The 26,924-nt window shown below is 73.5% G+C and carries 26 protein-coding genes and 1 pseudogene; 10 read left to right on the forward strand and 17 right to left on the reverse strand.

The window, feature by feature from the left end:
• Positions 1 to 87 (forward strand): annotated as a pseudogene (locus tag HTZ82_RS31900) (helix-turn-helix transcriptional regulator); the annotation flags it as partial.
• 29 nt (positions 88 to 116) lie between these two features.
• On the opposite strand, the gene HTZ82_RS01115 reads toward HTZ82_RS31900, so the two are convergent.
• The gene (locus HTZ82_RS01115; RefSeq protein WP_175407344.1) at positions 117 to 1,289 is read right to left on the reverse strand and encodes a winged helix DNA-binding domain-containing protein; all 1,173 of its coding nucleotides are present in this window, start codon (positions 1,287 to 1,289) and stop codon (positions 117 to 119) included.
• 143 nt (positions 1,290 to 1,432) lie between these two features.
• On the opposite strand from HTZ82_RS01115, the gene HTZ82_RS01120 reads away from it, so the two are divergent.
• Positions 1,433 to 2,575: a magnesium and cobalt transport protein CorA gene (locus HTZ82_RS01120; protein ID WP_175407345.1), complete on the forward strand. Its 1,143-nt coding sequence runs from the start codon at positions 1,433 to 1,435 to the stop codon at positions 2,573 to 2,575.
• A gap of 25 nt (positions 2,576 to 2,600) precedes the next feature.
• Here HTZ82_RS01120 and HTZ82_RS01125 read toward each other — a convergent pair whose 3' ends face one another.
• Positions 2,601 to 3,218, reverse strand: a complete 618-nt coding sequence (locus HTZ82_RS01125; RefSeq protein WP_175407346.1) for an ABATE domain-containing protein — start codon at positions 3,216 to 3,218, stop codon at positions 2,601 to 2,603.
• Between the two features lie 163 nt (positions 3,219 to 3,381).
• On the opposite strand from HTZ82_RS01125, the gene HTZ82_RS01130 reads away from it, so the two are divergent.
• The 3 genes from HTZ82_RS01130 to HTZ82_RS01140 all read left to right on the forward strand — a co-directional run bounded on the left by HTZ82_RS01130 (position 3,382) and on the right by HTZ82_RS01140 (position 5,495).
• Positions 3,382 to 4,125 (forward strand): metallophosphoesterase, encoded by a 744-nt coding sequence (locus HTZ82_RS01130; protein WP_175407347.1) that lies wholly within the window; start codon positions 3,382 to 3,384, stop codon positions 4,123 to 4,125.
• 26 nt (positions 4,126 to 4,151) lie between these two features.
• Positions 4,152 to 4,772 (forward strand): LysE family translocator, encoded by a 621-nt coding sequence (locus HTZ82_RS01135; protein ID WP_175407348.1) that lies wholly within the window; start codon positions 4,152 to 4,154, stop codon positions 4,770 to 4,772.
• 306 nt (positions 4,773 to 5,078) lie between these two features.
• Positions 5,079 to 5,495 carry a MerR family transcriptional regulator gene (locus HTZ82_RS01140; RefSeq protein ID WP_175407349.1) on the forward strand — a complete coding sequence of 139 codons (417 nt, stop codon included), beginning with the start codon at positions 5,079 to 5,081 and terminating at the stop codon, positions 5,493 to 5,495.
• A 294-nt stretch (positions 5,496 to 5,789) separates the two neighbouring features.
• Here HTZ82_RS01140 and HTZ82_RS01145 read toward each other — a convergent pair whose 3' ends face one another.
• The 4 genes from HTZ82_RS01145 to HTZ82_RS01160 all read right to left on the reverse strand — a co-directional run bounded on the left by HTZ82_RS01145 (position 5,790) and on the right by HTZ82_RS01160 (position 10,983).
• Entirely contained in the window at positions 5,790 to 6,608 is an 819-nt protein-coding gene (locus HTZ82_RS01145) for a hypothetical protein (protein ID WP_175407350.1), read from the reverse strand.
• Positions 6,609 to 6,723: 115 nt separating this feature from the next.
• Entirely contained in the window at positions 6,724 to 7,488 is a 765-nt protein-coding gene (locus tag HTZ82_RS01150; RefSeq protein WP_175407351.1) for a spermidine synthase, read from the reverse strand.
• A 101-nt stretch (positions 7,489 to 7,589) separates the two neighbouring features.
• Positions 7,590 to 9,275 carry a ribonuclease J gene (locus tag HTZ82_RS01155; RefSeq protein WP_175407352.1) on the reverse strand — a complete coding sequence of 562 codons (1,686 nt, stop codon included), beginning with the start codon at positions 9,273 to 9,275 and terminating at the stop codon, positions 7,590 to 7,592.
• Between the two features lie 121 nt (positions 9,276 to 9,396).
• Positions 9,397 to 10,983 (reverse strand): peptide chain release factor 3, encoded by a 1,587-nt coding sequence (locus HTZ82_RS01160; protein WP_175407353.1) that lies wholly within the window; start codon positions 10,981 to 10,983, stop codon positions 9,397 to 9,399.
• A gap of 692 nt (positions 10,984 to 11,675) precedes the next feature.
• Between HTZ82_RS01160 and HTZ82_RS01165 the strand changes: the two genes are divergently transcribed.
• On the forward strand, positions 11,676 to 12,716 hold the full coding sequence (locus HTZ82_RS01165; RefSeq protein ID WP_175407367.1) for an amidinotransferase: 1,041 nt from the start codon (positions 11,676 to 11,678) through the stop codon (positions 12,714 to 12,716).
• Between the two features lie 39 nt (positions 12,717 to 12,755).
• Here HTZ82_RS01165 and HTZ82_RS01170 read toward each other — a convergent pair whose 3' ends face one another.
• Together HTZ82_RS01170 and HTZ82_RS01175 are read right to left on the reverse strand one after the other, a co-directional pair.
• Complete coding sequence (locus HTZ82_RS01170; RefSeq protein WP_375540765.1) at positions 12,756 to 14,207, reverse strand: hypothetical protein; 1,452 nt, start codon at positions 14,205 to 14,207, stop codon at positions 12,756 to 12,758.
• Between the two features lie 120 nt (positions 14,208 to 14,327).
• Positions 14,328 to 14,891, reverse strand: a complete 564-nt coding sequence (locus HTZ82_RS01175; protein ID WP_175407354.1) for an ABATE domain-containing protein — start codon at positions 14,889 to 14,891, stop codon at positions 14,328 to 14,330.
• Positions 14,892 to 15,011: 120 nt separating this feature from the next.
• Between HTZ82_RS01175 and HTZ82_RS01180 the strand changes: the two genes are divergently transcribed.
• Positions 15,012 to 15,311, forward strand: coding sequence for a hypothetical protein (locus HTZ82_RS01180; protein WP_175407355.1), 300 nt, complete (start codon positions 15,012 to 15,014; stop codon positions 15,309 to 15,311).
• A 4-nt stretch (positions 15,312 to 15,315) separates the two neighbouring features.
• Here HTZ82_RS01180 and HTZ82_RS01185 read toward each other — a convergent pair whose 3' ends face one another.
• Complete coding sequence (locus HTZ82_RS01185; protein WP_175407356.1) at positions 15,316 to 15,837, reverse strand: AAA family ATPase; 522 nt, start codon at positions 15,835 to 15,837, stop codon at positions 15,316 to 15,318.
• 95 nt (positions 15,838 to 15,932) lie between these two features.
• Positions 15,933 to 17,339, reverse strand: coding sequence for a PLP-dependent aminotransferase family protein (locus HTZ82_RS01190; protein WP_175407357.1), 1,407 nt, complete (start codon positions 17,337 to 17,339; stop codon positions 15,933 to 15,935).
• A 37-nt stretch (positions 17,340 to 17,376) separates the two neighbouring features.
• Between HTZ82_RS01190 and HTZ82_RS01195 the strand changes: the two genes are divergently transcribed.
• Positions 17,377 to 18,303 carry a DMT family transporter gene (locus HTZ82_RS01195; RefSeq protein ID WP_309235261.1) on the forward strand — a complete coding sequence of 309 codons (927 nt, stop codon included), beginning with the start codon at positions 17,377 to 17,379 and terminating at the stop codon, positions 18,301 to 18,303.
• On the opposite strand, the gene HTZ82_RS01200 is transcribed toward HTZ82_RS01195, so the two are convergent.
• Positions 18,269 to 18,676, reverse strand: coding sequence for a DUF4345 domain-containing protein (locus tag HTZ82_RS01200; protein ID WP_175407359.1), 408 nt, complete (start codon positions 18,674 to 18,676; stop codon positions 18,269 to 18,271). The genes HTZ82_RS01195 and HTZ82_RS01200 overlap by 35 nt on opposite strands.
• Positions 18,677 to 18,787: 111 nt before the next feature.
• Here HTZ82_RS01200 and HTZ82_RS01205 point away from each other — a divergent pair, with 111 nt between their 5' ends.
• Entirely contained in the window at positions 18,788 to 19,741 is a 954-nt protein-coding gene (locus HTZ82_RS01205) for a LysR family transcriptional regulator (protein WP_175407360.1), read from the forward strand.
• Between the two features lie 120 nt (positions 19,742 to 19,861).
• On the opposite strand, the gene hypE is transcribed toward HTZ82_RS01205, so the two are convergent.
• From hypE to hypA, 6 genes are read right to left on the reverse strand one after another with little or no spacing between them, the layout of a single operon-like run.
• Positions 19,862 to 20,935 (reverse strand): hydrogenase expression/formation protein HypE, encoded by a 1,074-nt coding sequence (hypE, locus tag HTZ82_RS01210; RefSeq protein WP_175407361.1) that lies wholly within the window; start codon positions 20,933 to 20,935, stop codon positions 19,862 to 19,864.
• Positions 20,928 to 22,118: a hydrogenase formation protein HypD gene (gene hypD, locus HTZ82_RS01215; RefSeq protein ID WP_175407362.1), complete on the reverse strand. Its 1,191-nt coding sequence runs from the start codon at positions 22,116 to 22,118 to the stop codon at positions 20,928 to 20,930. The genes hypE and hypD overlap by 8 nt, the downstream gene beginning before the upstream one ends.
• On the reverse strand, positions 22,115 to 22,429 hold the full coding sequence (locus tag HTZ82_RS01220; protein ID WP_175407363.1) for a HypC/HybG/HupF family hydrogenase formation chaperone: 315 nt from the start codon (positions 22,427 to 22,429) through the stop codon (positions 22,115 to 22,117). Before HTZ82_RS01220 ends, hypD begins: the two co-directional genes overlap by 4 nt.
• A gap of 1 nt (position 22,430) precedes the next feature.
• Positions 22,431 to 24,968 carry a carbamoyltransferase HypF gene (hypF, locus tag HTZ82_RS01225; RefSeq protein ID WP_175407364.1) on the reverse strand — a complete coding sequence of 846 codons (2,538 nt, stop codon included), beginning with the start codon at positions 24,966 to 24,968 and terminating at the stop codon, positions 22,431 to 22,433.
• Entirely contained in the window at positions 24,965 to 25,672 is a 708-nt protein-coding gene (hypB, locus tag HTZ82_RS01230) for a hydrogenase nickel incorporation protein HypB (RefSeq protein WP_175407369.1), read from the reverse strand. The genes hypF and hypB overlap by 4 nt, the downstream gene beginning before the upstream one ends.
• Positions 25,672 to 26,043, reverse strand: a complete 372-nt coding sequence (gene hypA, locus HTZ82_RS01235) for a hydrogenase maturation nickel metallochaperone HypA (RefSeq protein WP_175407365.1) — start codon at positions 26,041 to 26,043, stop codon at positions 25,672 to 25,674. The genes hypB and hypA overlap by 1 nt, the downstream gene beginning before the upstream one ends.
• A gap of 285 nt (positions 26,044 to 26,328) precedes the next feature.
• On the opposite strand from hypA, the gene HTZ82_RS01240 reads away from it, so the two are divergent.
• On the forward strand, positions 26,329 to 26,924 hold a 596-nt coding region (locus HTZ82_RS01240; protein WP_375540766.1), incomplete at its 3' end, for a hydrogenase maturation protease.

Genomic DNA, 26,924 nt, shown 5'->3' on the forward strand with positions numbered 1-26,924 from the left:
TACCTGCGGTCGGCGATGCGGAAGCTGGGCGCGCACACGCGCCTGGAGGCGGTGGTGGCGGCCCGGCGGGCGGGCCTGCTGCCGTAGGGCGTAGGGCCTGTCCGGCGGACGCGCGGCTATCCGGCGACGGCCCCGAACCGTACGTCGTACGAGGCCCCGCCGCCCAGCGTCTCAAGGGTCAGCGCGGCCTCGTCCGCCACGGCGGCACGCTGCTCGCGCGACAGGGTCCCGAAGGGCTGGACGGTCATGGTGAGGGAACCGCCCTTGGCCTCCTCCAGCGCCCAGATCCCGGCGAGGAGGCCGTCGGCGAGGAACGTCCGGTAGGCCTGGTTGCCCTGCCAGGTGCGGTCCTTGAAGGCGGGCGGTACGACGCGGGAGCGGTCGGCGTGGGACAGGAGGAGGTTGTCGAACTCGGGCAGGAAGCGCGGCGGGGCGGGGGTGTCGGGGTCGGGGCGGGGAGCGTCGGGCAGGTCGAAGAGCTCGGTTCCGTACGGGTCGCGGAAGGTGAGGAGGCGGGGCCTGAGCCGTTCGAAGGTGTCGCGGAGGCGGGTGAGGCCGGACCAGGTCTGCATGTCCTTGACGGAGGCGGGCCCGAAGGCGAGCAGATAGCGCACGACGACACTTTCAAGCCCGAATTCAGGCGCGGGACCTGCAGGCGCGGGACCTGCGGGCGCGGGACCTGCGGGCGCGGGACGCGGGCTCCCCCGGAACCCCCGGAACCAGACGTCGGCGGTGGTGAGGGCGACCTGCCCGCTGCGGTTCCAGAGGCCGCGCGGGGTGACCTGGACGAGGGGCAGGAGGCAGCGGGCGGTGACGCCGAGCGCGAGCGGGTCGGCGTCGGGCCAGCGCGCCAGCAGGGCCGTACGGATCTCCTTCGGGGTGCGGGGCCGCTCCTCGACGAGTTCGCGGGTGAGCGCGGTGAGGGCGTCCAGGTCCACGCCGTCGAGCCCCTTGCGGAAGGCCCGCACTTCGCGGTCGCGGGCGGGCTGCATGAGGGGCCCGAGGCCCAGGACGTCCTCGGCGGTGTGGGTGTGAAGCGTGGACCGCATGGTCACGGTGCGGGCGGCCTCGCGCCGCTCCATGAGCCCGGACAGCTCCTCGGGCCGGAACCCGTCGAGGCGGGCGGCGAGCGCGTAATAGGGCGGCTTGGTGTTCTGCGCCTGGAGGCCGACGAGGTGGCGCACGGCATCCTCGGCGGACATGCGGGTACGGCTCAGGAGCAGCTGCCGGGCCAGGGTGGCACGGTTGAGGGCGCGGAGGGACAGTACGGGCGAGTCGGTCGAGACCATGGCAGCACGCTAAGGAGAATCAAGGACAGCTCCGGTCCTCTACCGTCCACTTCTTCCCCCCCTCCACGGAAACATCCCGCTCATGCCCGGGCAAACCGGGGCGTATATCCTGCACCGAGGCCTACGTAGGAGGTGAGAACACGATGACCCTGCCTTCGAGGAAGCACAACTGGCGCCGCCGCCCGGACCCGGCCCCGTCCCCCTCCCCCACACCCTCTCCCCCGCCTGCGGCCCGGCCTCCCGCGGCCCCGGTCAGCTACCCGAGGGCCAGCGTCATCCAGGCGTCCCTGTACCGGGACGGCCACCATGTGTCCTCCCCTTCGTCGCTCTCGGAGACGTTCCGGCAGCTGCGGGAGCAGCCGGATGGCATGGCGTGGATCGGCCTGCACCGCCCGTCGTCGGCGGAGCTGCTCTCGCTGGCCGCGGAGTTCGACCTGCACGAGCTGGCGGTCGAGGACGCGATGGAGGCCCACCAGCGCCCGAAGCTGGAGCGCTACGGCGACACCCTGTTCGTCGTGCTGCGGGCGGCCCGCTACCTGGACGAGCAGGAGGAGGTCGACTTCGGCGAGCTCCACGTCTTCGTCGGCCCCGACTTCCTGATCACCGTCCGCCACGGCGCCGCCCCGGACCTGTCGGCGGTGCGCCGCCGCATGGAGGAGACTCCGGAGCTCCTGGCCCTGGGCCCGGAGGCGGTGCTGTACGCGATCCTGGACGCGGTCGTCGACGGGTACGCGCCGGTGGTCGCGGGCGTCCAGAACGACATCGACGAGATCGAGACCGAGGTCTTCCGCGGCGACCCGGCGGTGTCCCGCCGCATCTACGAACTCTCCCGTGAAATGGTCGAGTTCCAGCGCGCGACCCGCCCCCTGGTCGGCATGCTGCACGGCCTGATGGCCGGCTTCGCCAAGTACGGCACGGACGAGGAACTCCAGCGCTACCTCCGCGACGTCGCCGACCACGTCACCCACACCAGCGAACGTGTGGACGGCTTCCGCCAGGCCCTCACGGAGATCCTCACGGTCAACGCGACCCTGGTGACCCAGCAACAGAACGCCGAGATGCGCGCGTTGGCGGAGGCGGGCTTCGAACAGAACGAGGAGATCAAAAAGATCTCCTCGTGGGCGGCCATCCTCTTCGCACCCACACTGGTGGGAACGATCTACGGCATGAACTTCGACGCGATGCCGGAGCTGAACTGGACCTTCGGCTATCCGTTCGCCATTCTGCTGATGGCGGCGGTGTGCACGAGCCTGTACTTCATCTTCAAGCGGCGGGACTGGCTGTAGGCGCGGGCATCGGGGCAGGCGGTGGTCAGGACTGGGTGGAACCGCCGTCAGCGGCCATGCGCTGACGCCGGTAGTGGCGCGCCGCTCGGGCACGGTTTCCGCATGACGGTTTGCACCATTCCTGCCGCCCATGGCTCTTGACGAAGTAGCGCACGCAGCGTGGCGCGGAGCAGGCCCGCAGCCGGGTGCGCTGCGGGCCGCTCAGGAAGTCGATGGCGGCGCGGGCCAGGGCTGCCATGAGGCGGACCTTTGGATCGTTCTCCGTGGACAGCAGACGGGCCGTGGGGGCACCGTCCGGCGGCCAGTCCATCTGCGGGACGACCGCTTCACGGGCGGCAACCGTGTTGAGGTGGGCCAACGCCTGGTCGGCGGGCATCAGTTGGCGGGCGTCCGCCGAGCTGGGGGGAGCGGGACTGACCGCCCGGGCGAAGAGTGCCCTGACCGCCCGGCGTAGTTCGATGATCTCCTTCCTGAGGTTCTCGTCCGCCGCCGTTTCCCCATCCGGAACATGGCCGTCCAGCAGGTCGGCCTGCGCCTGAATCCAGCGGGTTGTTCCGTGTGTCGTGGTGAGGTCGTCGGTGACACCACCGTCCCCGTCGTGGCGGATCGTGCTCGCCAGTTCCAGTGCCAGCCAGCGCTCCATCAGCGTCTCCTTCCGCCTGACCGTCAACCACTTGATCACATTCCCACACGCACCCTAAAGTCTCTAACGGAAAACTGAGAACTTCCGTTAGACGCTGAGGTGGGGTGACGGCCCGCCCCGGCGTGAACCGGCGGCCGGGAGCCGCCATGGGAGGGGACAGAGAATGACGGTGTTGCTTGCCCACATCAGTGACCTGCACCTGGACGGCAGTGAGAGGGCCACACGGCGCGCCGGCCGCGTCATGGACTACCTGCGGGCTCTGCCCCGTCCGGTCGACGCACTCCTGGTCACCGGGGACATCGCCGATCATGGGGAGGAAGCCGAATACGCGGAAGCGGCCAGTCTTCTGACGGCCTCCTTCCCGGTGCTCACCTGCCCCGGCAACCACGACGCGCGTCCGGCCTATCGCAAGGCCCTGCTCGGAGAGGCACCCGACCAGGGCCCGGTCAACCGGATCCACCACATCGCCGGGACCGCCGTCCTGATGTGCGACTCCACCATCCCCGGCCGCGACGAGGGGCGCCTCGACGCCGAGACGCTCGACTGGATCGGCACCCAGCTCACCGGGCTGCCGCGGGACACCCCGGCGCTGATCGCCTTCCATCAGCCGCCGGTCGAGCTACACCACCCCCTGCCCGACTCCTGCAGGCTCGAACAGCCCGGGCAACTGGCCGGCCTGCTGGAGGCACACCCGCAGGTGGTCGCCGTCCTGACCGGACACGCCCACACGGCAGCCGCCTCGACCTTCGCCGCCCGTCCCCTGATCGTCGGGCCGGCCGTCACCTGGACCCTGCGCATGCCCTGGGAGGGCGACCGCCCCGCAGACCGCGACCAACCGCCCGGTCTCGCCTTCCACGTCCTGGGCGACGACGGGCGCCTGACCACCCACTACCGCGTCGTGCTCTGACCCCGTCCGCCGGCCCCGGAGACATCGTGGTCCACCCCTACGCCATCCTCGGGTTCCTGGCGGCGGTCCTTCCTCTGGTCGCCACCCCCGGGGCCAGCCTGGCCCTTCTGGTCCAGCACGTCACGGACAGCGGCCGCCGCCAGGCTCTTCCCGTCATCCTCGGCACAGCCACCGGGCTGTACGTCCACGCCACCCTCGCCGTAGCCGGCCTGTCGGCCCTGGTCATGCACTCCAGCCAGGCATTCACAGCCGTCAAGGTCATCGGTGCGGTCTACCTCATCTGCCTGGGCATATGGACATGGCGATCCGCCACGGCATCGGCGCGCGCTCCCGCCCGCCGGCATCTGCCGGTGCGGTCGGCCTCCGTCTACACCCAGGCCTTGCTCGCCAACGTCCTCAACCCGAAGGCGGCCTCCATCTACTTGACCCTCGTTCCCCAGTTCATCGAAGCCGATCACTCCTTCGACGCTCAGATCCTCACCCTGGCCACCGCCCACGCGCTACTGATGACCCTCTGGCTCCTCGCCTGCAGCATCCTCGTCCGGCGCGCCTCACGCACCCTGCGAAAACCCCGCTTCAAGCGCACGGCCGCCAAGATCACAGCAGTGGCGTTTCTCGTACTCGGGATCCGCACCGCAGCAACGTAGGCCGACAGCCACCTCCCGAGTGTCGGTCAGCGATCGCCTGCCGGGAGACCTTGGGGGAGGCGACATGCAACCGTCTCCGTTTTCGGGCGCACACGACCATGACCGCTGGACGCACGCGCGCTTCGTCGCGCACTGGACGGCGGGGGCGGTCACACAGAAGACTCTGCCCTGACGTGAGGGCAGAGTGCGACTTGTGCCTTGCGAAATGCAGGCAAACACCCTCCCTCATCTTGTGATTGGCGTCACGTACCCTGGGTCGCTTCAGGATTCGTAAACGGGTGTGGACCGGAAGGGAAAGGCGTGCCGATGAGTGAGCGGCAGATGCAGATCGGTGAGGTTGCCGAGAGGACCGGTTTGTCGCTGCGCACGATTCGGCACTACGAGGAAGTGGGGCTGGTGACCCCGTCTGCCCGCAGCAAGGGTGGATTCCGGCTGTACACCGATCGGGACGTGGAGCGTCTCATGGTGGTGCGGCGCATGAAGCCGCTGGATTTCTCGCTGGAGGAGATGCGGGAGCTGCTGGAGCTCATCGACCAGGCCGTCGACATGCGGTCGGCTGCGCTGTCGGAGGCTGAGCGTGTCCGGCTGGCGGAGCGGCTGGAGTCCTACCGCAAGGTCACGGACGCCCGCTGTGAGACGTTGCGGTCGCGGCTGGAGATGGCCGAGGACTTCGCCGCGACGCTGCACCGTCGCGTGCGGGAGGTCGGCGCCCACCACGCATAGCGCGTGGTGCGGTGGCTGCTGGTCCTCCCCGTCCGTTGCGTGCGGGTGCCAGTAGCGCCACCAGGTGCCGCTCGCCGGCTGGGGCAGCCAGTCGGCGCGCGGCGGGGAGGCGCGCCGGGGTTCACGCCAAGTGATGCAGGGCCCGCGAGGTCGGAGGGCGGGAGGCACTGCGGCGACCCTGCGGGCAGCGGTTGGACGCCGCCGGTCGATCCCCCGGACAGGTCAGGCCGGCCCGGTGGCCCCGGTAGGTCCTCCATGCTGCATGGCCGGGGCCGCCGGTCCCCCGAGTGACGCTCAGCGCACTCCGGACGCCGGGTCGGAGGACAGCCAGCCACGAGCGCCCCAGAAGTCGACCGCGCGGCAGATCGTGCCAAGTGCGCGCTGCGCGGCCTCGCTGCCGCGGTCGCTCCAGTGACTGTCGCACCAGGCCGTGAGCCTGTCGGCGGCCTCGGTGTCGTCCAGGGCGGTGAGCCGGTTGTAGGAGCCCAGGTGGGTGCCCAGGAGCAGCAGCGCGGTGGCGTCCACGGTGCCGGACGCCTCCGCCATGAACGCGGCGATGGCCTGCCGCACGGTGGGAACGGACGACGGGGCGGGCTTGACCTTCGCGCGGCTCAGCGGTGCACCCGCCGCCGGACGCGCCGCGCGAGGGCTCCGCTGCCCCGTCGGCGCCTCGGTCGAAGACTTCCTCTGGTCGGCGGCCACGCGCCCCTGCCGGGGGGCGTCGCCGGGTGTGCTCGGAGGGGACGGGGCAGGCCGCCGGGGAGTGGCCCGCCGAGGCCGGCTGTCGTCGCGGCCGAAGAGGCACACGGCGACGTACTCGCTGGGAACGGGGACGTTCTGCGCGATCGACGCCTCCAGTGCTTCAGCGTCGCACGACCGGCACAGGGGCAGCTCGCGCCAGCCGATGATCGACAGCTGGGTGCCGCGGGAGTGCCGGGTCATGGCCTGCGGGCGGTGCACGATCTCCGGTCCGCCGCATCCCGCGCAGCGTTGCGCTCCCCGCGTCCACTGCGCGTCGCAGCGCAGACAGGTGACCTTGATGTCACCTTCGAACGGTTCCCCACGCAGCTCTTCCGCCTCGCCGCACGAGGGGCACACCGCCACACCGGCCATGGCTCCTCCTTCCCGGGTCCAACCCACCACCAGCAACTCTACCTTTACGTAAGGTTGGAGTGCTGGGGGTGGATCGCACCGGCTGGGCGCGTTCGCGCCGACTGCCGCACTACCCTCAATCCGCGTCCGTACTGGTCTGTGCGCGGGCCACGTAGACGGTGTTCGCCGAGGTGCCGCCCTGGAGGGGGTTGGGGAAGTCGACGACTGCGGCGTCCGCCTCCGCGAAGACCTGTGCGAGTACGGCGGTGAACTGGTCGTCCGGCGGGTCGTTCGACCACAGCGCGAAGACCCCGCCGGGGTGGAGGCGTTCGGCGAGCGCGCGCAGTCCGGCGGGCTGGTAGAGCGCGGCGTGCCGTGCGTGGAGCACGTGGCGCGGGGAGTGGTCGACGTCCAACAGGATGGCGTGGAAGCGGCGGCCCGGCATCCGCGGATCGAAGCCGCCGGGGTCCGCCGCCATGGCGAAGAAGTCGCCGTGCACGAACCGGCAGCGGGTGTCGGACGTCAGGTCCGCACCGAGCGGGACGAGTCCGCGCTGGTGCCAGTCGATCACTTCGCCGAGTGCCTCCACGACGATCAGCGAGCGGACCCGGGGATCCTCCAGGGCCGCCCGGGCGGTGTAGCCGAGGCCGAGCCCGCCCACGGCGACGTCCAGCCCGGCGTCGGGCAGCCCGGCGACGTCCACCCCGGCGTCGGGCAGCCCGGCCAGGCCGAGCCGGGCGAGCGCGATCTCGCCGGCCGTGAAGAGGCTGGACATCAGGAACTCGTCGCCGAGCTTCACCTCGTAGACATCCGTCCCGGACGCCGGGTCCCGTCGGCGCCGCAGGCTGATGTCGCCCATGGGCGTCGGACGCCAGTCGATCTCCTCGAAACGTACGCTCATCCGGAAGTCGCCTTTCCCGCGTCACGGGACCGGCGGGTGCGCACCCGGGGCCGTCGCGGTGGAGAGGGTGAACGGGCTGCTGGTCGGGTGGGTCGGAGCCGTCAGGCGTCGATGATGACGGGGATGATCAGGGGCTTGCGGCGGTAGGCGCGGAAGGCCCAGTTCGCGACGGCCCGGGCGATGAGCTGTTCCAGCTGGTGCGCGTCCCCGATGCCCTCCTCCGCCGCGGCCGCCAGGGTCTTCTCGATGACGGGGACGGCTGCCTCGAAGGTCGTTCCGTCGTGCACGAACCCGCGGGCCAGGAAGTCCGGCGGCTCGGCCAGGGCGCCGGTGTCGGCGTCGACGATGGCCACGACCGTGACGACGCCCTCCTCCGCGAGGGTGCGCCGGTCCTTGAGGGACGCCTCCGTCGCGCCGCCCACCGTCATGCCGTCCACGTAGACGTAGCCCGCGGGCACCTTGCCGGTGATGGAGGCGCGGCCGTCGACCAGGTCGACGACGACGCCGTCCTCGGCGATGACGACCCGGTCGGGGTCGACTCCGGTCCGTACGGCGAGGTCGGCGTTGGCCCGCAGATGCTTCCACTCGCCGTGCACGGGCATGACGTTGCGGGGCTTGACGATGTTGTAGCAGTAGACGAGTTCGCCGGCGCTGGCGTGGCCGGAGACGTGCACCTTGGCGTTGCCCTTGTGGACGACGTTGGCGCCCCACCGGGTCAGTCCGTTGATCACCCGGTAGATGGCGGTCTCGTTGCCGGGGATGAGGGAGCTGGCGAGGAGGACGGTGTCTCCCTCACCGATGCGGATCATGTGGTCGCGGTTCGCCATCCGTGACAGCGCGGCCATCGGCTCGCCCTGCGAGCCGGTGCACACCAGGGTGATCTTGTGGTCGGGGAGCTTCTCCAGCTCCTTCGTGTCCACCACGAGGCCGGGCGGGACGCTGAGGTAGCCCAGCTCGCGGGCGATGCCCATGTTGCGGACCATCGAGCGGCCCACGAAGGCCACCTTGCGGCCGTACTGGTGGGCGGCGTCCAGGACCTGCTGGATCCGGTGCACGTGACTGGCGAAGCTGGACACGATGACGCGCCGCGGGGAGGTCCGCATCACCTGCTCGATGGCGGGGTTCAGCTCACGCTCGGAGGTGGTGAAGCCGGGGACCTCCGCGTTGGTGGAGTCCGTGAGGAACAGGTCGACCCCCTCCTCACCGAGCCGGGCGAAGGCCCGCAGGTCGGTGATCCGGTCGTCCAGCGGGAACTGGTCCATCTTGAAGTCACCTGTGTGCAGCACCAGCCCGGCCGCCGTGCGGATCGCGACCGCGAGCCCGTCCGGGATCGAGTGGTTCACCGCCACGAACTCGCAGTCGAACGGCCCGAACGTCCGCCGGTCGCCTTCCTTCACCCGCACCGTGCGGGGCTGGATGCGGTGCTCCTTGAGCTTGGCCTCCAGGAAGGCCAGGGTCAGCTTCGAACCGACCACCGGAATGTCCCGCCGCTCCCGCAGCAGGTACGGCACGCCGCCGATGTGGTCCTCGTGTCCGTGGGTCAGCACCACGGCCACGATGTCGTCCAGGCGGTCCCGGATGGAGGTGAAGTCCGGCAGGATCACATCCACGCCCGGCTGCGTCTCCTCGGGGAACAGCACCCCGCAGTCGACGACGAGCAGCTTGCCGGCGTGCTCGAAGACGGTCATGTTGCGGCCGATCTCGCCCAAGCCGCCCAGGGCGACGACCCGGAGCCCTCCCTCGGGCAGCGGCGGGGCGGGCTTCAGCTCAGGATGCGGATGACTCATACTCTCACGCTACCGGAGAGTCCGCCGTAGTGATCTCCTGGCGTACCAGAGGTGTGTACGGCAGGGTGCCGACGGCGGCCGTGACGGGCACCGGCCAGGGGCGGTGCGGGTGCGGTGCCGCCTACGCGTGGGCGGCGAGGAGGGGTTCCAGGGGCGCGTCGGGGAAGGCGCGTTCGAAGTTGGACGCCTGCCAGCGGTCGGGGAAGAGCGCGAGGTGCGCCTTGTCGCGTACGCGGGTGAGCGCCTCGCCCTTGACGATGCGGGAGCGGTTGAGGCCGGCCGCGCCTGCCGCGTCGGTGGCCCGCGCCAGCGAGTACGGCAGGGCTTCGAGCCGTACGGGGGCGGAGAACTCGCCCGCCATCCGGGCCGCCACCACGTCGAACTGCATGGGCCCGACAGCCGCGAGTACGGGCGCCTGTTCGCCGCGTACGTCGGAGACGAGGACCTGGACGACGCCTTCCTCGTCGAGCTGGGCGATGCCCCGCCGGAACTGCTTGGACCGGGAGATGTCGACGGGCCGGGCGACGGCGAAGTGCTCGGGCGCGAAGGTCGGCATGGGCGGGAAGACGGCCGGAGGTCCGGCGTAGAGGGTGTCACCGACGCGCAACGCGGTGGCGTTGACGAGCCCGACGACATCGCCGGGGTAGGCGACCTCGACCATGGAGCGGTCCTGGCCGAAGACGCTGTGCGCGTACTTGGTGGTGAACGGCCTGCCGGACGCGGCGCGCGTCACGGTCGTACCGCGCTCGAAGACGCCCGAGCACACCCGCACGAACGCGATCCGGTCCCGGTGAGAGGGGTCCATGTTCGCCTGGATCTTGAACACCAGCCCCGAGAACGGCGCGTCCACCGCCCGCGAGCCGCCGCCCGCCAGCTCGCGCGGGCCGGGCGGCGGGGCGATGTCGACGATGGCGTCCAGCAGCAGACGCACCCCGATGTTGGAGATCGCCGCACCGAAGAACACCGGGGTCGTCCGCCCCTCCAGGAAAGCCCGCTGGTCGTGCACGGCCCCGTCGGCGCGCAGCAGCTCCAGCTCCTCCACCGCCTGCGCCCACTGCTCGCCCTCCTCCCGCGCGGCCACGTCCATGGGGAGGGTCTCCTCCGCGGCCTCGTGGAGGCCGCCCGGGGCGCGGGTGTAGCGGAGCATCCGCTCCGGCTCCCGTACGTCGACGAGCCCGCGCAGCCGCCCCGCGTACCCCACCGGCCAGGTGACGGGGGTGGGTCGCAGCCCGAACTCCCGCTCGATCTCGTCCAGCAGCTCCAGCGCCTCACGCCCCGGCCGGTCCCACTTGTTGACGAACGTCACCACCGGGATGCCCCGGTGGGAGCAGACGTCGAACAGCTTGCGGGTCTGCTCCTCCAGGCCCTTCGCCGCGTCGATCAGCATCACCGCGCAGTCGACGGCGGCCAGCACCCGGTACGTGTCCTCGGAGAAGTCCGCGTGCCCTGGCGTGTCCAGCAGGTTCAACACACAGTCCCGGTAGGCGAACTGCAGCACGGCGGAGGTGACGGAGATACCGCGGGCCTTCTCCATCTCCATCCAGTCCGACGCCACCCCGCGCCGCCCGGCCTTGCCGTGCACCGCCCCGGCCTCGGTGATCGCCCGCGCGTGCAGCGCCAGCGCCTCCGTCAGCGTCGACTTGCCCGCGTCCGGATGGCTGATCACCGCGAACGTCCGCCGCCGCGCCGCCTCACCCCTCGCCCTCACCGCGCCACCCCCTCGACAACCGCCGGAGTGCTGTCCACGAGCCGCAACAACCGCCCGTGCAAGGACAGCCCCGTACGCTCGGCCACTTCGCCGATCTGCATCAGCCGCTCGCCCACGGCTTCACCACCTCGCGTCGCCCGGCATCCGCGTCCGTCGCCGTACCGACTACAAAGCTACCCTCTCGTTAAGGTAGGTTTGCAGGCGAGTGGAACCGGCGGCGGCTCCGACAGGCCGCTGTTGTCGTCTCCGCGGCGCCACTCCACACCCCCTCGAGGTGGCGCCGCCCGCTCAACCCTCCGCCGCGGTAAGCCTTCTGCCGGGCACCCGATCGGCGGCGAGGGCACCCTCAAGGCGGCGAACCTCCTGTCGCAGGCCGGGCTGCCGATCGTCGGCGTCCCGCCCCGACCCGGTCGGTACGACCGGCGCGTGCGCAACTCACCGTGGAGGTGCCGCAGCCGACGCGCGATGCTTGGAACCCGTTCGGCTCCTCGGGGCGGTAGGCACCCGGACAGCACGCGCGGTAAGGTTTCGGATGCAACGAGTTACTGACCGCGGAGTCCACAGTGGTTGATCACGGCGGTAGGGCAGAGTTCCGGCCCCCTGGCGGCGACAGACAACGGTCAGCGGCCACCGCCGACAACACCGCGCAACCCCTCGTTTCGCCCGTCAACTCCCACAACGAATGGGATCCGCTGGAGGAAGTCATCGTCGGGCGCCTCGACGGCGCGACGATCCCCTCCAGCCATCCGGTTGTCGCCTGCAATATGCCGCTCTGGGCGGCGCGGCTGCTGGGGCCCGCCGCCGGCTTCCGGTACCCGCGCTCCCTCGTCGAGCCGGCGCAGTCCGAGCTCGATGGGTTCGTCACCCTCCTGGAGTCCCTCGGCATCACGGTCACGCGCCCGGACGTGGTCGATCACAGGCAGCGCTTCGGCACCCCTGCCTGGTCCTCGCGCGGCTTCGCCAGCTCCTGCCCGCGGGACAGCCTGCTCGTGATCGGTGACGAGATCATCGAGACCCCGATGGCCTGGCCGTGCCGGCACTTCGAGACCCATGCCTACCGCTCGGTCCTCAAGGACTACTTCCGGCGCGGAGCGCGGTGGACGGCGGCACCGAAACCCCAGCTCACCGACGCGCTCTTCGACGCGGATTTCCGCGTCCCCGGGCCGGGCGAGCCCGTGCGCCACATCCTCACCGAGTTCGAGCCCGTCTTCGACGCGGCGGACTTCGTGCGCGCGGGACGCGACCTGTTCGTGACGAGGAGCAACGTCACCAACCGCATGGGCATCGACTGGCTGCGCCGCCATCTGGGGCCCGGCTACCGCATCCACGAGATCGAGAGCCGCTGCCGCACGCCCATGCACATCGACACGACATTCCTCCCCCTCGCGCCGGGGAAGGTCCTGGTCAACCCCGAGTACGTCGACGTCGACCACCTGCCCGACGTCCTGCGCTCCTGGGAGATCCTGATCGCCCCCGATCCCGACCCGATCAGCGAGCGCCTGCTCAAGGTCACCTCGATGTGCGGCAAGTGGCTCAGTATGAACGTTCTCATGATCGACGAGAAACGGGTGATCGCGGAGCGCCACCACACCGGCATGCTCCGCGCTCTGGAGACGTGGGGCTTCGAGCCCATCCCGTGCGACCTGCTGCACTACGCGCCGTTCGGTGGCTCGTTCCACTGCGCGACCCTCGACGTCCGGCGCCGCGGCACGCTCGAGTCGTACTGCCCTTGATCGGCCCACCGATCCCGGCGCGCCACCAGTTCCGCGACGTCAGGGAGTGCGTCGGCCGTGGACGGTGAGGTCGCCGTGAGCCGACAGTGCGGGGGCCGGGTCGCCGGGGGCCTCGCGGAGTGTGGCGTCGAGGAAGGTGAGGGTCGCGGCGGCGGTGGTGCGGGGGCCCTGGGGGCGTGGCGGGGAGCCGGTGAGGGCGGGCAGGGGCGGCAGGTAGAGGGGGGCGTCGGTGAACGTGAGGTGTGCGGTGCCGGGGACGGTGAGCCGGTAGCTCGTGGCTGTGCTGCTGTTCAGTGTCCTGGTGAGGCGGGGGATGTAGTCGGGGTCGGTGTCGGGGCCGATGGCCTGGGTGAGGGCGAGTACGGGCTGCGGGTAGGGGCCGGGGGCCGGGTCGTGGGGGGCGCCGTCGATGTCGATGACGGCGGTGAAGCGCTCGTCCTGTCGGGCGGCGAGCAGGGCGGCGGCGCCGCCGAGCGAGTGGCCGGTCGCCGCGGCCCGGCCGGTGTCGATGCGGCCGGTCAGCGGCCCGGGGGTGTCGCCCCGGTCGAGCCCGGTGAGCCGGGTGAGGGCGAAGCGGAGGTCGGCTGCCCGGGTGGCGGTCCATCCGGCGGCCCGGCGCTCGTCGGTGTCCGCGTCTCCCGTGGCGGCGACCTTGGTGCGCAGGGTGCGGCCGTCGGCCAGGACGACGGCGGCGGAGTCGTAGGGGTGGTCGAGGGCGGCGACGACGTAGCCGTGGGAGGCGATCTCCTCCGCCCACGCGGTGTTCTGCGTACGGACGCCTCCCAGGCCCGGTGAGAACAGCACGACGGGGAAGCGCCCGCCCCGCTCGGCCGCCGGGGCGTCCGGGACGGCGTGGCTGCGGGCGTCCGGCAGGCCGTCGAGGACGAAGGCGGGCAGGCCGGCGTAGTCGGCGAGGGCGCCGGCGACGGTGCGGGCCTCGGCCTGGGTGCGGCCGAGGTACTGGGCCCGCTCGGGCTCGGCGGTGCTCTCGCGCGCGGGGTACCAGAGCTGGGCCACGATCGTGCGCCGGTCGTCGGGGTCGGCCGTGGCCGCCTCCGGGCGGCTGCGGTCGGTCCACTGCGCCACGGTCGTCCCGACGGCGTAGCGGCCCGAGGGCTCCGGAAAGACGGGAACCGGCACGGCCCATGCCGCCGCGGGGCCGGTGGCGATCAGGGCGAGGCAGAGGGCCGACCCGGGCAGGGCGAGCCACCAGGGCGCCCGGCGCGAAGGGCTCCCGGCGCGGCGGCGCAGCGCGGGGGCGAGGGCGAAGGGCAGGGCGAGGACCGCGGCGGCGATGACCGGCACCATCTGCCAGCGCGGCCCGGTCACGGCCAGCGCCGCGCCCGCCAGGACGACGCCCGTCGCCGCGGTGAGAGCGGTGGGCCGGCGGACGGCCGGCGGCAGCCACCGGGCCGTCACCAGGGCGGCGGCGGCCACCACCATGGACAGTTCGAGGAGGGACAGGGGGAATTGCGTGATCGACTCAGTCACGCCGCCATGCTCGGCGCCCGGCCCGCCTCGTCACATCGGCCTCAAGTCGCTACCGCATGCGACCTGAGAGGTACCGATGTCGGGGGAGACATCGGGTGAGATGTCGGCGGAGATGTCGGGTCACGTGCCCGCCGTCGCCCGGGGCTGTCTGCGGGGCGGGCGCCGGGTGGAGCGGGCCCGGTTGCCGCAGCCGACCGAGCACCACGCCTGGTCCTTGCGGCGGGCCAGGAAGAACATGCCGCAGCTCGGGGCGGGACAGCGCCGCAGCCGGACCTGTTCCTGCCCGGCCGCCAGTACCAGGGCCCGGCGGGCCACCACGCCGGAGACGGGCCCGTCCTCCTCGCGCTGGCCCAGGTTCCCCTCGGCGTCGACATGGAAGGTCACGGGTGCCTGTGCGGCGAGCTCGTTGAGCCGTTCCCGTGCGGCCTGCGGGAGGTCGGCCTGCCGGGAAGCGGCGTCCAGCACGGCCCGTACCGGCTCGCGCAGCGCCACCAGGTCCCGCGGCGGCAACGCGGCGAGGCGCGGGTCGGCGGCGCGGCGGCGCCAGGCGTCCAGCAGGGACGCCTCGTCCAGCAGGTCGAGGTCGTCGCCGGTGGGGCCGCCGCCGCACAGGACGGTGTTGGCCAGGTCGAAGACGGGGTCCTCGCCGATCCACGGCATCTCGTGCACGTTGCGGACGGTCATGTCCCCCAACCTATCGCGTCACGGGTTGCGAGGCTCGAATCCGTGATACGTTCCCGTCACGGATTTAGGAATACGAACCCGTGACAAGCGCGGGTTCGGGACACGATGCGGAGACTGAGCATGAGCGCGACCATCGAGTACGTACGCTTCGAGGCCACCGACCCCGCCGAGCTGACCGCCCACCGCGAGCACCTCGTCACGCTGCTGCGCGAGCGCTACGGCACCGGGTTCCTGGGCGCCCACCTCGCCCGCTTCGAGGACGGCTCCTTCCTCGACTTCATCGTCTGGGACTCCCCCGAGACCGCGGCGCGCGCGGCGGAGGAGATGCCCGGCGCCCCCGCGGCGAAGGGCTTCTTCAGCGCCATCGGCGCCGTCCACGAGATGCGCCACGCCGAGGTGCTCCACAGCACCCGCCCGTAGCGGTTCAACGAGCCGGTCCGCCCGGTGCCGAGTGCTCCGCGGGCCGGTCGGTGTGCGTGCCGTGGAGCCGCCGCACGTCGAAGCCGCCGCGGCCGTCGAACCGGACCTCCAGCACGGCGTCGAAGCCGTCGCGCGGCGACGGTTCCCGCAGGCGCCGCACCGTGGCGAGGACGCCCACGTCCGGCACGCGGTCGCGGCCCTCGCGGGCGGCGTTGCGGCGGAGCGAGCCCGTGACGTCCGGCGGGAACCAGTACGCCGTCGCCGTCGCCCCGTGGGCGCGGGCCGCCGCCACGAGCGGGGCCCACTCCTCGGGCGACGGGTTGGTGTTGTCCACGGCCACCGAGGTCCCCGCCGCCAGGGCACGCGCCACCTGCCGCATCTGCCGCTGCTGCTTCTTGCGGGCGCCGCGCGGGAAGAGGTCCTTGCTCACGTGGGCGTACCGGCCGGACAGCCGCTGCCGGTAGAAGGTCGACTTCCCGGACCCCTGCAGGCCCACGAGCACCGCCACATCAGGTCGTGTCGCCATACAGCCACGATGGCACGTCGCCGGCCCCGCGCGCCGACCGGCTGATCGCTGCCCACTGCCCGCTCCCCCACTGCCCCCTGCTCGCTGATCGCTGCTCACTGACGGGCCAGTGCCTGGCCGATCACGCGGGCGCCGTCGGGGAAGGCGCCGGGGTTCGGGCCGGTGTAGTTGAGGCGGAGGTAGGCGCCGGTGGGTTCGGCGGGGAACCATTCGTCGCCGGGCGCGATGACGACTCCGGCGCTCTCGCAGTCCCGGACGAGGCGCGGCAGGTCGGTGGCGTCCGGCAGCCGGACCCAGAGGTTCAGGCCTCCCTGAGGTACGGCTTCGAGGCGGGCGGCCGGGGCGTGTTCGCGGAGCGCGGCGGCGAGGAGGTCGCGGCGGGCGGCGAGCTGGTGGCGCAGGCCGCGCAGGTGGGTGCGCCAGGCGGGCTGGGTGACGACGTCGAGCGCGACGGCCTGGAGGAGCCCGCTCACGTACATGGACTCCGCCTGGGCGTCGGCGAGCAGGCGTTCGCGGGCGGGGCCGCGGGCGACGACCCCGGCGATCCGGACGGCCGGGGAGACGCTCTTGGTCAGGGAGCGGAGATAGACGACGTGGCCGCTGTCGTCCCGCGTGGCGATCGGGACCGGGTCCGCGGTGATGCCGAAGTCGTGCGCCCAGTCGTCCTCGATGAGGAACGCGCCGTGCTCACGTACGACGTCGAGGACGCGGCCGGCCAGGTCGGGTGACCAGTGGGCGCCGGTGGGGTTGGCGAAGTGCGGCTGGGCGTAGAACGCGCGGGCGCCGCTCTGCTCGAAGGCCCGCGCCAGTTCGTCCGGGTCGGGCCCGTCGGTTCCGCTGGGGACGGGGACGACCCGTACACCGGACTGGGCGGCGGCCAGGATCGCGCCCCAGTACGTCGGCGACTCCACCAGCAGCGGGCGGCCCGCGCCGACGAGGGCACGGAAGGCGGTGCTGAGCCCGCTCTGGCTGCCGGGCAGCACCACGACGTCGCTCGCCGCCGGTGGCGCGACCCCGACCGGCATGGCCGCGCCGAGCTCGGCCGCGAACCAGGCCTGCAGCTCCGGCAGGCCGGCGGCCGGGGGGCGGGCGACGGCGGCGTCACCGCGGGCCGCGCGGGTGAACGCCGCCCTGACCAGGCGCTCGGGCAGCAGCTCCCGGTCCGGGTAGCCCGAGTGCAGCGCGATCACGTCGTTCGGGACGGTCCGCAGCGCCGCGGACAACCGCGATATGCGGGTGGGCGGGGATCCGAGCGCCGCTGTCTGCCACCCGTAGTCGTTCGGGCGGGCCACGCGGACCGCGCGGACGAAGGTGCCCACGCCCGGTCGGCTCTCCACCATGCCCTGCGCCGTCAGGGTCCGCAGCGCCTTCTGCACCGTGACCGGACTCGCCCCGTACTCCGCGACCAGGCTGCGTGTGGAGGGCAGCTTCGCGCCCGGTGCGGCGGTCTCCATCCAGGCGCGGAGTCCGGCGACGATCCGCGAACTGCTATCGTTCTGCATGACACACAACAGTAGCGCTACTCTCCCCGCACCGTCGGTGCTATCCCTGTCCCGTGCCGGTCTCTGGTGGGGGCTGCTCGGGGTGGCGGCCTTCTCGTTCACCGTCCCGTTCACGCGTATCGCGGTCGCGGGCGGCGGGATGTCGCCGCTGTTCGTCGGCTCCGGGCGTGCGGTGATCGCCGCGCTGCTGGCGGCGGCCGCGCTGGCGATCACGCGGCAGCGGCTGCCGCGCGGTGTCCAGTGGTGGCGTCTCGCGGTCGTCGCGGGCGGCGTGGTCGTCGGATTCCCGGTGCTGACCTCCTTCGCGCTGACCACCGCGTCGGCCGGCCACAGCGCGGTCGTGATCGCGCTCCTGCCGGCCGCGACCGCGGTGGCGGCCGTGCTCCGCGGTCACGAGCGGCACCCGTTCCGGTTCTGGGCCATGGCGGGCGTCGGCGCCGTCGCCGCAGTGGTGTTCGCCTCGCTGCGGGGCGGCGGGTCCGGCGGTCTCCACTGGTCCGACGTGCTCCTGCTCGGCGCCGTCGTCGCGGCCGGCGCCGGGTACGCCGAAGGGGGCCTCCTCGCGCGTGAGCTCGGCGCCTGGCAGACCATCTCCTGGGCGCTCGTGCTCTCCGCGCCGTTGATGACCGCCCTCGCCGGCGTCTCGGTGGCACAGCGGACCCCGGCCGGCGGCCCGGTCGAGTGGGCCGCGTTCGCCTACCTCGGCGTGGTGAGCATGTTCCTCGGCTTCTTCGCCTGGTACCGGGGCCTCGCGATCGGACCGATGGCGCAGGTCGGCCAGATACAGCTCGTCCAGCCCGTCATGACGATCTGCTGGGCCGCGCTGCTCCTGGGCGAGCAGCTCACCTGGCCGACCCTCCTCGGCGGTGTGACCGTCATCGCCTGCGCCGGTCTCGCCGTGCGCACCCGGCTGGGGCGCACGGCGGGCCTCACGCCCCGGCCCGCCCGGAGCGCGCGCCGCTGAGGCGCCCGTACCAGAGGAGGAGCAGCGGCGGCAGCAGCAGCTCCACGCCGATGAACGCGGTGAAGAGGGCGTGCGGCGCACCGACCGCCAGGTACGAGACGCCGCGCGCCAGGCCCCCGGCGAACACGGCCGCGAACACCCCGCGCAGAGCGAGCGCATGGTCCTCGGGGCGGGGTGCGGCCGCGAAGAGGACCAGGCCCAGGGCGCACCAGACGCCCGCGAAGAACCGGTAGTTGCTGTCCAGCGTCGGCCCCGCGTACGGGTCGCCCGGCAGGGCCGTCGTCCCGGAGACGATGTCCAGCGCCCCGGTGCCCAGGACGACCAGTCCCAGCAGGATCAGTACTCCCTGGAAGGTACGGCGGTGTGACGGCATGTCGGCTCCCTCGCGGCGCTGTTCGGCCTCGCCGTCCATTGTCGGTCGCCTGCGGGGCGGGCTGAAGAGCCAACCGATGTGCGGGCGGGGCGGATTGATACCGTCCCGGGCATGGACGACCAGAGGGGCGTGTCCGGCTCCGACCCGAGCGTGCGGTCGCTGCGGCTCCTGCTGGTGCTGGCCGACGAGCTGCACTTCGGGCGGGCCGCCAAGCGGCTCTACCTCAGCCAGCCGGCGTTCAGCAGGCAGATCAGTCGCCTTGAGGAGCAGCTGGGCGTCGAGCTCGTGGAGCGCTCCACGCGGCGCGTGCGGCTCACCGCCGCCGGGGAGGCCCTCCTGCCGCGGGCGCGCGCCCTGGTGGAGGCCGCCGACGCGTTCCGTGACGCGGTGCGGGAGCAGGCCCGCGCGGTGGCGGGGCGCGTCACGCTCGGGTGCTACGTCACCGCGCTCCCGGTCATCACGGAGCTGGTCGGACGGGTACGCGGCCGCGACCCGGGCCTTGAGGTCGAGCTGCGGGAGGTCGACTTCGTGGAGCAGTCGGCCGCGCTGCTCGACGGACGCGTCGACGCGGTCCTCTGCTACGCGCCCGTGCCGCCCGGTGTGCAGACGCTGGCCCTGGCGCGGGAGCCGCTGACGGTGTGTCTGCGGGACGACCACCCGCTGGCCGGCCGGGACACCGTGTCGCTGGCCGAGCTCGCGGGCGTTCCCGTGGTGGGGCTCGCGCCCGGCGTGCACCGGGCGTGGCGCGACTTCTGGGCGGCCGACCCCCGCCCGGACGGCGCTGCCGTCCCGTACACGCGCCATGAGGCGGCGACGTTCGAGTCGAGCATCTCGGCGGTCAGCCAGGGGCACGGCATGCGGATCGTGTCGGCCGCCTGCCGCGCGCTGTTCCCGCGCCCGGGCATCGCGTACGTCGACGTGCCGGACGCGCCCGTGTGCACGGCCGTGCTCGCCTGGGCGGAGGCGCGCCGCGACGATCCGGGCGTACGCGCCCTGCGCCGGGCGGCCGAGGGCCTGGCCGCCGCCGGCGTGCCGGACCCCCGGTGGTACGTACGCACCCCGTAGGCGCCGGGCGGCCTGGGCCGCCGTCAGCGTGACGTGACCGCGGCACGGTCCGGACACACGCCAGGGAGCCCCGCGAAGGCCTCGGGGCTCCCTACGCTCCTCTCCCGGGGGTGTGAACGCTCAGCAGATACGGGGCAGTTGCTCACCCAGCGGCATGTCCACCACCCGCGTCCCGCCGAGGCCCGTGGCGGCGACGACCATGCCCGGGTGGTCGGGCACGCACCGGCCGATCACGACCGCCCCCGCGCCCTGCGGATGGGCGCGCATCGCCTCCAGCACCGCGTCCGCGTGCGCGGGCGGCACGAACGCGACCAGACGGCCCTCGTTCGCCACGTACAGCGGGTCGAGGCCGAGGAACCCGCAGGCGTTGGCCACCGCGTCCGGGACCGGGATGCCGCTCTCGGTGAGCCGGACGCCGGTGCCCGAGGCGCGGGCGATCTCGTTGAGGGCCGCGGCGAGGCCGCCGCGCGTCGGGTCGCGCAGGACGTGCAGGTCCGGCGTCACGCGCAGCATCGCCTCGACCAGGCCGGCCAGCGGGGCGGTGTCGCTCGCCACCTCCACGCCGAACTCCAGCCCCTCGCGCACGCTCAGCACCGCGACGCCGTGCATGCCGATCGGCCCGCTGACGATCACCACGTCGCCGGGCGCGGCCCGTCCCGGCCGGATGTCCACCCCGTCGGGGATCAGGCCGACGCCCGACGTCGTCACGTACACGCCGTCGCCGTGGCCGGCCTCCACGACCTTCGTGTCGCCCGTCGCGACCGTGACGCCGGCGGCCCGCGCGGCCGCGCCGATCGCGTCGGCCACCGCGCCCACGGTGCGCAGCCCGACGCCCTCCTCCAGGATGAACGCGCAGGACAGGAACGCCGGGCGGGCGCCGCTCATGGCCAGGTCGTTGACCGTGCCGTTGACGGCGAGGTCCCCGATGCTGCCGCCCGGGAAGAACAGCGGCCTGACGACGTACGCGTCCGTGGAGAACGCCAGGCGCGCCCCGCCGAGGGTGACGGCCGCCGAGTCGCCGAGCGCCGCCAGCGTCTCGTTCCCGTACGCGGGCGTGAAGACCTGCTCGACCAGCTCGGCCGAGAGGGCGCCCCCGCCGCCGTGGCCGGCGACCACGACCTGCTCGTGGCGCAGGGGGGCGGGACAGGTCCAGTTCGCGGGATCCACGGTCCCCGACGCGATCGTCTCAGCCAACGGGGTTCGCCTCCACGGTCTGCGGATCCTTCGGGGCAGCGGCGGGGGCGGCGACCGGGGGTGCGACCGGGGGTGCGGCCGGACCTGCGGCCGGGGGTGCGAGCCGCCGGTAGAGGTAGTACGCGGCGCACGCGCCCTCGCTCGACACCATCGTGGCGCCGAGCGGGGTCCGCGGGGTGCACGCCGTGCCGAACGCCTCGCACGCGGTGGGCTTGATCAGGCCCTGCAGCACCTCGCCGCTGCGGCACAGGGCCGACTCCTCGGTGCGGATCCCGCCCACGTCGAACCGGACTTCGGCGTCGTACGCGCGGAAGGCGTCCGACAGCCGCCAGCCGCTGCCCGGGATGGCGCCGATCCCGCGCCAGGAGCGGTCCGTGATCTCGAAGACCTCCTCGATCATGCGCAGCGCCGCCGGGTTGCCGGGCGTCCGGACCGCACGCGGATAGGCGTTCTCCACGCGGTGCTCGCCGCGCTCCAGTTGCCGTACGGCGCGGCGTACGCCCTCCAGGATGTCGAGCGGCTCGAAGCCGGTGACGACGATGGGGACGTGGTGGCGTTCGGCCAGGTCCGGGTACTCGGCGGTGCCCATCACGCTGCACACGTGCCCGGCGGCGAGGAAGCCCTGCACGCGGCAGGACGGGGCGGTCATGATCGCCTCGATGGCCGGCGGAACGCGCACGTGCGAGACGAGCAGGCTGAAGTTGCGCACACCGAGGGCGCGTGCCTGGTGGACGGCCATGGCGTTGGCTGGCGCCGTCGTCTCGAAGCCGATGCCGAAGAACACCACCTGGCGGTCGGGGGTGCGGCGGGCGATGTCCAGGGCGTCGAGCGGCGAGTACACGACGCGTACGTCGCCGCCCTCGCTCTTGACACGGAACAGGTCGCGGTCGGTGCCGGGGACGCGCAGCATGTCGCCGAAGGAGCAGAACACCACGTCGGGGCGGGACGCGATCTCCAGGGCCTTGTCGATCATCTCCAGTGGCGTGACGCACACGGGGCAGCCCGGACCGTGGATCAGCTCCACGTCCTCCGGGAGGAGTTGGTCGATGCCGTGGCGGATGATCGAGTGGGTCTGGCCGCCGCACACCTCCATCAGCGCCCAGGGGCGCGTCACGGTGGCGTGGATGTCGTCGAGCAGCCGGCGCGCCAGCGCGGGGTCGTTGAACTCGTCGATGTACTTCACCGTGTACCGCCGTCCTTCCCGAGCGGTGGCGCCGGCAGGCCAGCCTCGGCCGCGGCCCGCTGCCAGGGGTCGCCGAACTCCTCTTCCATCAGGCCCAGTTGCCGGAACAGCTCCAACGAGGCGCGCGCCGACTCCTCGTCGAGCCGCTGGAGCGCGAACCCGACGTGCACGATGACGTACTCGCCGACGCGGACCTCCGGCACGTACTCCAGGCAGACGTCCTTGCGGACGCCGCCGAAGTCGACCACGCCGGTGAGGGGGCCGTCGCGCTCTCCGATCGAGAGCACTCTGCCGGGCACCGCAAGACACATGTCACCATCTCCCTTCGGTCGCGTCCGTACGTCGCGCGGCCGCGACGACGAGCTGTCCCAGTGCGAGGCCGCCGTCGCCGGGCGGCACCTCCTCGTGGCGCAGCACCACGAACCCGTCCCCGGCGAGGAGCCGTGCGCACTCCTGCTCCAGCAGGGCGTTGGCGAACACGCCGCCCGTGAGCGCGGCCGTGCCGACGCCGGTGGCCGCGCGCGCCCGCCGGCACACCTCGGCGACCGCCGCGGCGACGCCCCGGTGGAAGCGGGCGGCGACCACGGGGGCGGGCATGCGGCGGTGCACGTCGCGCACGGCGGCGCGGAGGAGGGGCGCGGGGTCGAGGACGAGCGGGGCGGGCGCTCGCGCCGGGGCCGCCGCCGGATCCGTCGCGGGGCTCGGGACCTGGCCCGTCGCGGCGCTCGGGACCGGGCCGGTCGCCGTGCGCGGGGCGAGGACGTCGAAGGGGTACGCCTCCGCGTCCGCGTCCCAGGCCAGGGTCGCGGCGGCCTCCAGCTCGACCGCCGCCTGCGCCTCGTAGCCGGCCCGGTGGCAGACGCCCGCGAGGGACGACACGGCGTCGAACAGCCGGCCCATGCTCGACGTCGGCACGCAGGCCACCGCCCGCTCCAACTGCTGGTCCAGGAGGGCCAGTTCGGCGGGTGCGCAGGCGGCCACGCAGGGCAGTCCGCCGCTCCAGGGCAGCCCCGCGGCGCGCAGCCGGGCCAGCGCGGTGCGGCGGGTGTGGACCACCCCGGCGTCGCCGCCGGGCAGGGGCGCCGGCGCGAGGTGGGCGAAGCGGCGGTGGCCGGTGTAGTCGGCGATGAGGAACTCGCCGCCCCACACCGTGCCGTCGTCGCCGTAGCCCGTGCCGTCGAAGGCGACGCCGATCACCGGTGAGGTGCCGTCCAGGCCGTGTTCGGCCATGGCGGAGGCGATGTGGGCGTGGTGGTGCTGCACCAGCCGCAGCCGCGCACCGGCCGCGTGGCGGCGGGCCCAGCGGGCCGAGTGGTAGCCGGGGTGCCGGTCGGCGGCGACGATGCGCGGGGCGACGCCGGTGAGGTGCCGCAGCCTCCGCTCGGCGTGCGCGAAGGCGTCCTGCGTGGCGAGGTCGGCCATGTCCCCGATGTGCGGGGAGAACCAGGCGTCGTGGCCGGCGCCCAGGCAGAGCGTGTTCTTCAGGTCCCCGCCGACGGCGAGGGCGGGGACGACCGGCACGGGCAGCGTCAGGGGGCTCGGGGCGTAGCCGCGTGCACGGCGCAGGATCTGGGCGGTGCCGTCGGGCCGTACGCGGACCACGGAGTCGTCGCAGGGCGCGGCGACGGGCCGGTCGTTGCCGAGCCAGGCGTCGGCGATGCCGGCCAGCCGGGTGAGGGCCTCGCGGTCGTCCGTGACGATGGGCTCGCCGGAGCGGTTGCCGCTGGTCATCACCAGCAGCTCGGGTCCCGGCGGGTCGCCGGGCAGGCCGAACAGGAGGTGGTGGACGGGCGTGTACGGCAGCATCACGCCCACGTACGGGCTGCCCGGGCACACCGCTGGGGCGAGCGGCCCGTGCCCGGCTGCGTCCCGGCGGCGCAGCAGCACGACGGGGCGCCGGGGCCCGGTCAGTACGGTGTGCTCGGCGGGCCCGACGTGCGCGACGCGGGCGGCCACGGCGGCGTCGGCGCACATCACGGCGAACGCCTTGCCGCCCCGCTCCTTGCGGGCGCGCAGCGTGGCGACGGCCCGCTGGTCGGTGGCGTCGCACGCCAGGTGGTAGCCGCCCAGGCCCTTGACGGCGAGGACGCCGCCGTCCGCGAGGAGGCGCCGCGCCGCCGTCACCGCGTCGGCGCCGCGCGCCGCCGTCGTGCCGTCGCCGCCGGTGAGCGCCAGGCGGGGCCCGCAGGCGGGGCAGGCCACCGGCTGGGCGTGGAAGCGCCGGTCGGCGGGGTCCCGGTACTCGGCGGCGCACGCCGGGCACATCGGGAATCCGGCCATGGTGGTGGTCGCCCGGTCGTACGGCAGGGCGGTCGCGATGGTGAAGCGGGGGCCGCAGTGGGTGCAGGTGATGAAGGGGTGCCGGTGGCGCCGGTCCGACGGGTCGGCGAGTTCGGCGAGGCAGTCCGCGCAGGTGGCGGTGTCCGGGGGCAGCAGCGTACGGCCGGTGCCGGCCTCGGAGGGGCGGATGACGAAACCGGCCGCCCCGGTCGCGGGCACGTCCTCGTACCGGACGGCGCTCACGGCGGCCAGCGGCGGGAGCCCTTCGGTGAGCCGCTCGCAGAACGACCCGACGGCCCGGGCACCGCCCTCGACCTCGACGACCACCCCGCCGGACGTGTTGCCGACGAACCCGGCCAGCGCCAGCTCGACGGCCAGCCGGTGGACGTGGGGACGGAACCCCACGCCCTGGACGACGCCGCTCACCCTCACCCGCCGCCGCACCCGCACACCGGACCCGCACCCGGCCGCGGAAGCCCCGGCCTCCGACGCGGGCGACTCCGCCGTGAGCGGCCCCGGTGCGGGTGGCCGCGGTGCGGGTGGCCGCGGTGTGTGCGGTGTGCTCGTCATCGGGGTTCGGCGGGGGCGGTGGCCGCCATGAGCGGGAGGTGCGGGACGGTGCCCGTGTGGACGGCGAGGACGTGGTCCAGGAGGGTGTCGACGCCCTCGCCGGTGCGGGCGCAGGTGCGGACGATCTCGACGCCCGGGTTGACGCGCCGCACGTGGTCCGTGAACGCGGCGTTGTCGAAGGCGGCAGGCGCCGCGAGATCGGTCTTGGTGAGGACCACCAGCTGCGCCGTCCCGAACGCCGTCGGGTACTTCACGGGCTTGTCCTCGCCCTCGGTCACGGCCATGAGGACGACCCGCAGGGCCTCCCCCAGGTCGTACACGGCCGGGCAGACCAGGTTGCCGACGTTCTCCACGAACAGCAGCCCGGTGTCCGGGGGCAGCCAGCCGTCGAGGTGTCCGCGCACCTGCGCGGCCTCCAGGTGGCACAGTCCGCCGGTGAGCAGCTGCCGTACGGGGGCGCCCGAGCGGGCCAGCCGTTCGGCGTCGTTCTCGGTGGCGAGGTCGGCGGTGAGCGCGGCGGCCGGTACGTCCCGTTCCAGGGCGCGGCGCAGGACGCGCGCGAGCAGCTCCGTCTTGCCGCTGCCCGGGCTGGACATCAGGTTGACGGCGGTGACGCCCCGCTCCGACAGTTCGGCGCGCAGGGCGGCGGCGAGGCCGTCGTTCTTGGCGGTGGCGGACTGCCGCAGGTCGACCGAACGGCACATCATGCCTCACGTCCTTCGTGTGGTGCGTTCATCAGCAGGGCGCCCGCCAGCTCCAGTTCGCGGCCGGTGAGCAGTTCGGCCGCGTCGGCGCCGCACTCCGGGCAGGTCAGGTCGGGTGGGCAGCCCACGGCGAAGCCCTCGCGGCAGGACGCGCACCGAGCGGTGGCCGCGACCTCCTCGACGGTGAGCGCGGCGCCCGCCACGGCGGTGCCCTCGGAGGCGATGCCGAAGGCGAACCGCAGCGCGTCGGGGACGACCCCGGCGAGCTCGCCGACGCGCAGCCGCACCGACTCGACGCCGTCGGCGCCGTGCGCGCGGACCGCGTCCTCGACGGCCTCGACGACGGCCGTGGCGATCGACAGCTCGTGCATGGGAAGGGACGTTAGGCCCGCCGGTGCGGGCGGGAGCGGACGGCGCGGGCGGGGTGCTCGCGGTTCCGCCCGTGTGGCGGAGGGAGGCCGTCGGCGACGCGGGCGTGTCGCCGCACGTCCATTCCGGCGGACTTCCCGGGCTGCTCGGTGCGGCTCTCCCCGGACCTCCGGCCGGGGCGCCAGGATGCCGGGCACCGCCGACCTCCGCCGACCTCCGCCGACCTCCGGAAGGGGCTTCATGGACCTCTCGTACGTCGCTGCCGCGAAGGCACAGGGGTGAGCGGCGTGGCGGCGGGGCGCCCCGCGCGCCTGCTGGTGGCCGGGATCGGGAACATCTTCCTCGCGGACGACGCGTTCGGCTGCGAGGTCGTCGGGGCCGTGCGGGCGCGCCCGCTGCCGCCGGAGGCCGAGGTGGCGGACTTCGGCATCCGGGGCATGGACCTCGCCTACCGGCTGCTGGAGGGGTACGACGTCGCGGTGTTCGTGGACGCCGCGCCACGGGGTGCCCCGCCCGGCACGCTGTACCTGATCGAGGCGGGGGTCCCGGGCCCTGAGGCGGCGGTGCCGGAGGCGCACGGCATGGATCCGGCGCGCGTCCTGGCGCTGGCGGCGCGGATCGGCGACGGACCGCTTCCCCGGGTCGTGGTGCTGGGCTGTGAGCCGCTGGTACGGCTCCGGGGCGACGAGGAGGACGTCACGGTCGGGCTCAGCGCCCCCGTACGGGCGGCCGTGCCGCGCGCGGCGGAGCTGCTGCGCACGGTGGTGCGTGCCCTGCTGGCCGACCCGGGCGCGCCGCTCACGGGGTGCTCGGGGGACCTGGGCGAAGGCACCGGGGCGGCGCCGGACGGCACACAGGAGCGTGCGCGGCCGGAGGAGGCCGC

The sequence above is a fragment of the Streptomyces sp. TRM64462 genome, from assembly GCF_013362995.1.
Lineage (GTDB): Bacteria > Actinomycetota > Actinomycetes > Streptomycetales > Streptomycetaceae > Streptomyces.

What these genes read in the sequence shown, in the direction of transcription:
- HTZ82_RS01150 (WP_175407351.1), bottom strand. Translation starts at nt 7,488, where the DNA reads ATGAGCGTACGTTTCGAGGAGATCGACTGGCGTCCGACGCCCATGGGC.
- HTZ82_RS01205 (WP_175407360.1), top strand. Translation starts at nt 18,788, where the DNA reads ATGGACGACCAGAGGGGCGTGTCCGGCTCCGACCCGAGCGTGCGGTCG.
- HTZ82_RS01175 (WP_175407354.1), bottom strand. Translation starts at nt 14,891, where the DNA reads ATGACCGTCCGCAACGTGCACGAGATGCCGTGGATCGGCGAGGACCCC.
- HTZ82_RS01145 (WP_175407350.1), bottom strand. Translation starts at nt 6,608, where the DNA reads ATGGCCGGTGTGGCGGTGTGCCCCTCGTGCGGCGAGGCGGAAGAGCTG.
- HTZ82_RS01185 (WP_175407356.1), bottom strand. Translation starts at nt 15,837, where the DNA reads ATGGCGACACGACCTGATGTGGCGGTGCTCGTGGGCCTGCAGGGGTCC.
- HTZ82_RS01125 (WP_175407346.1), bottom strand. Translation starts at nt 3,218, where the DNA reads ATGGAGCGCTGGCTGGCACTGGAACTGGCGAGCACGATCCGCCACGAC.
- HTZ82_RS01130 (WP_175407347.1), top strand. Translation starts at nt 3,382, where the DNA reads ATGACGGTGTTGCTTGCCCACATCAGTGACCTGCACCTGGACGGCAGT.
- HTZ82_RS01115 (WP_175407344.1), bottom strand. Translation starts at nt 1,289, where the DNA reads ATGGTCTCGACCGACTCGCCCGTACTGTCCCTCCGCGCCCTCAACCGT.
- HTZ82_RS01155 (WP_175407352.1), bottom strand. Translation starts at nt 9,275, where the DNA reads ATGAGTCATCCGCATCCTGAGCTGAAGCCCGCCCCGCCGCTGCCCGAG.
- HTZ82_RS01120 (WP_175407345.1), top strand. Translation starts at nt 1,433, where the DNA reads ATGACCCTGCCTTCGAGGAAGCACAACTGGCGCCGCCGCCCGGACCCG.
- HTZ82_RS01180 (WP_175407355.1), top strand. Translation starts at nt 15,012, where the DNA reads ATGAGCGCGACCATCGAGTACGTACGCTTCGAGGCCACCGACCCCGCC.
- hypB (WP_175407369.1), bottom strand. Translation starts at nt 25,672, where the DNA reads ATGTGCCGTTCGGTCGACCTGCGGCAGTCCGCCACCGCCAAGAACGAC.
- HTZ82_RS01200 (WP_175407359.1), bottom strand. Translation starts at nt 18,676, where the DNA reads ATGCCGTCACACCGCCGTACCTTCCAGGGAGTACTGATCCTGCTGGGA.
- HTZ82_RS01190 (WP_175407357.1), bottom strand. Translation starts at nt 17,339, where the DNA reads ATGCAGAACGATAGCAGTTCGCGGATCGTCGCCGGACTCCGCGCCTGG.
- HTZ82_RS01220 (WP_175407363.1), bottom strand. Translation starts at nt 22,429, where the DNA reads ATGTGTCTTGCGGTGCCCGGCAGAGTGCTCTCGATCGGAGAGCGCGAC.
- HTZ82_RS01140 (WP_175407349.1), top strand. Translation starts at nt 5,079, where the DNA reads ATGAGTGAGCGGCAGATGCAGATCGGTGAGGTTGCCGAGAGGACCGGT.
- hypF (WP_175407364.1), bottom strand. Translation starts at nt 24,968, where the DNA reads ATGACGAGCACACCGCACACACCGCGGCCACCCGCACCGCGGCCACCC.
- hypA (WP_175407365.1), bottom strand. Translation starts at nt 26,043, where the DNA reads ATGCACGAGCTGTCGATCGCCACGGCCGTCGTCGAGGCCGTCGAGGAC.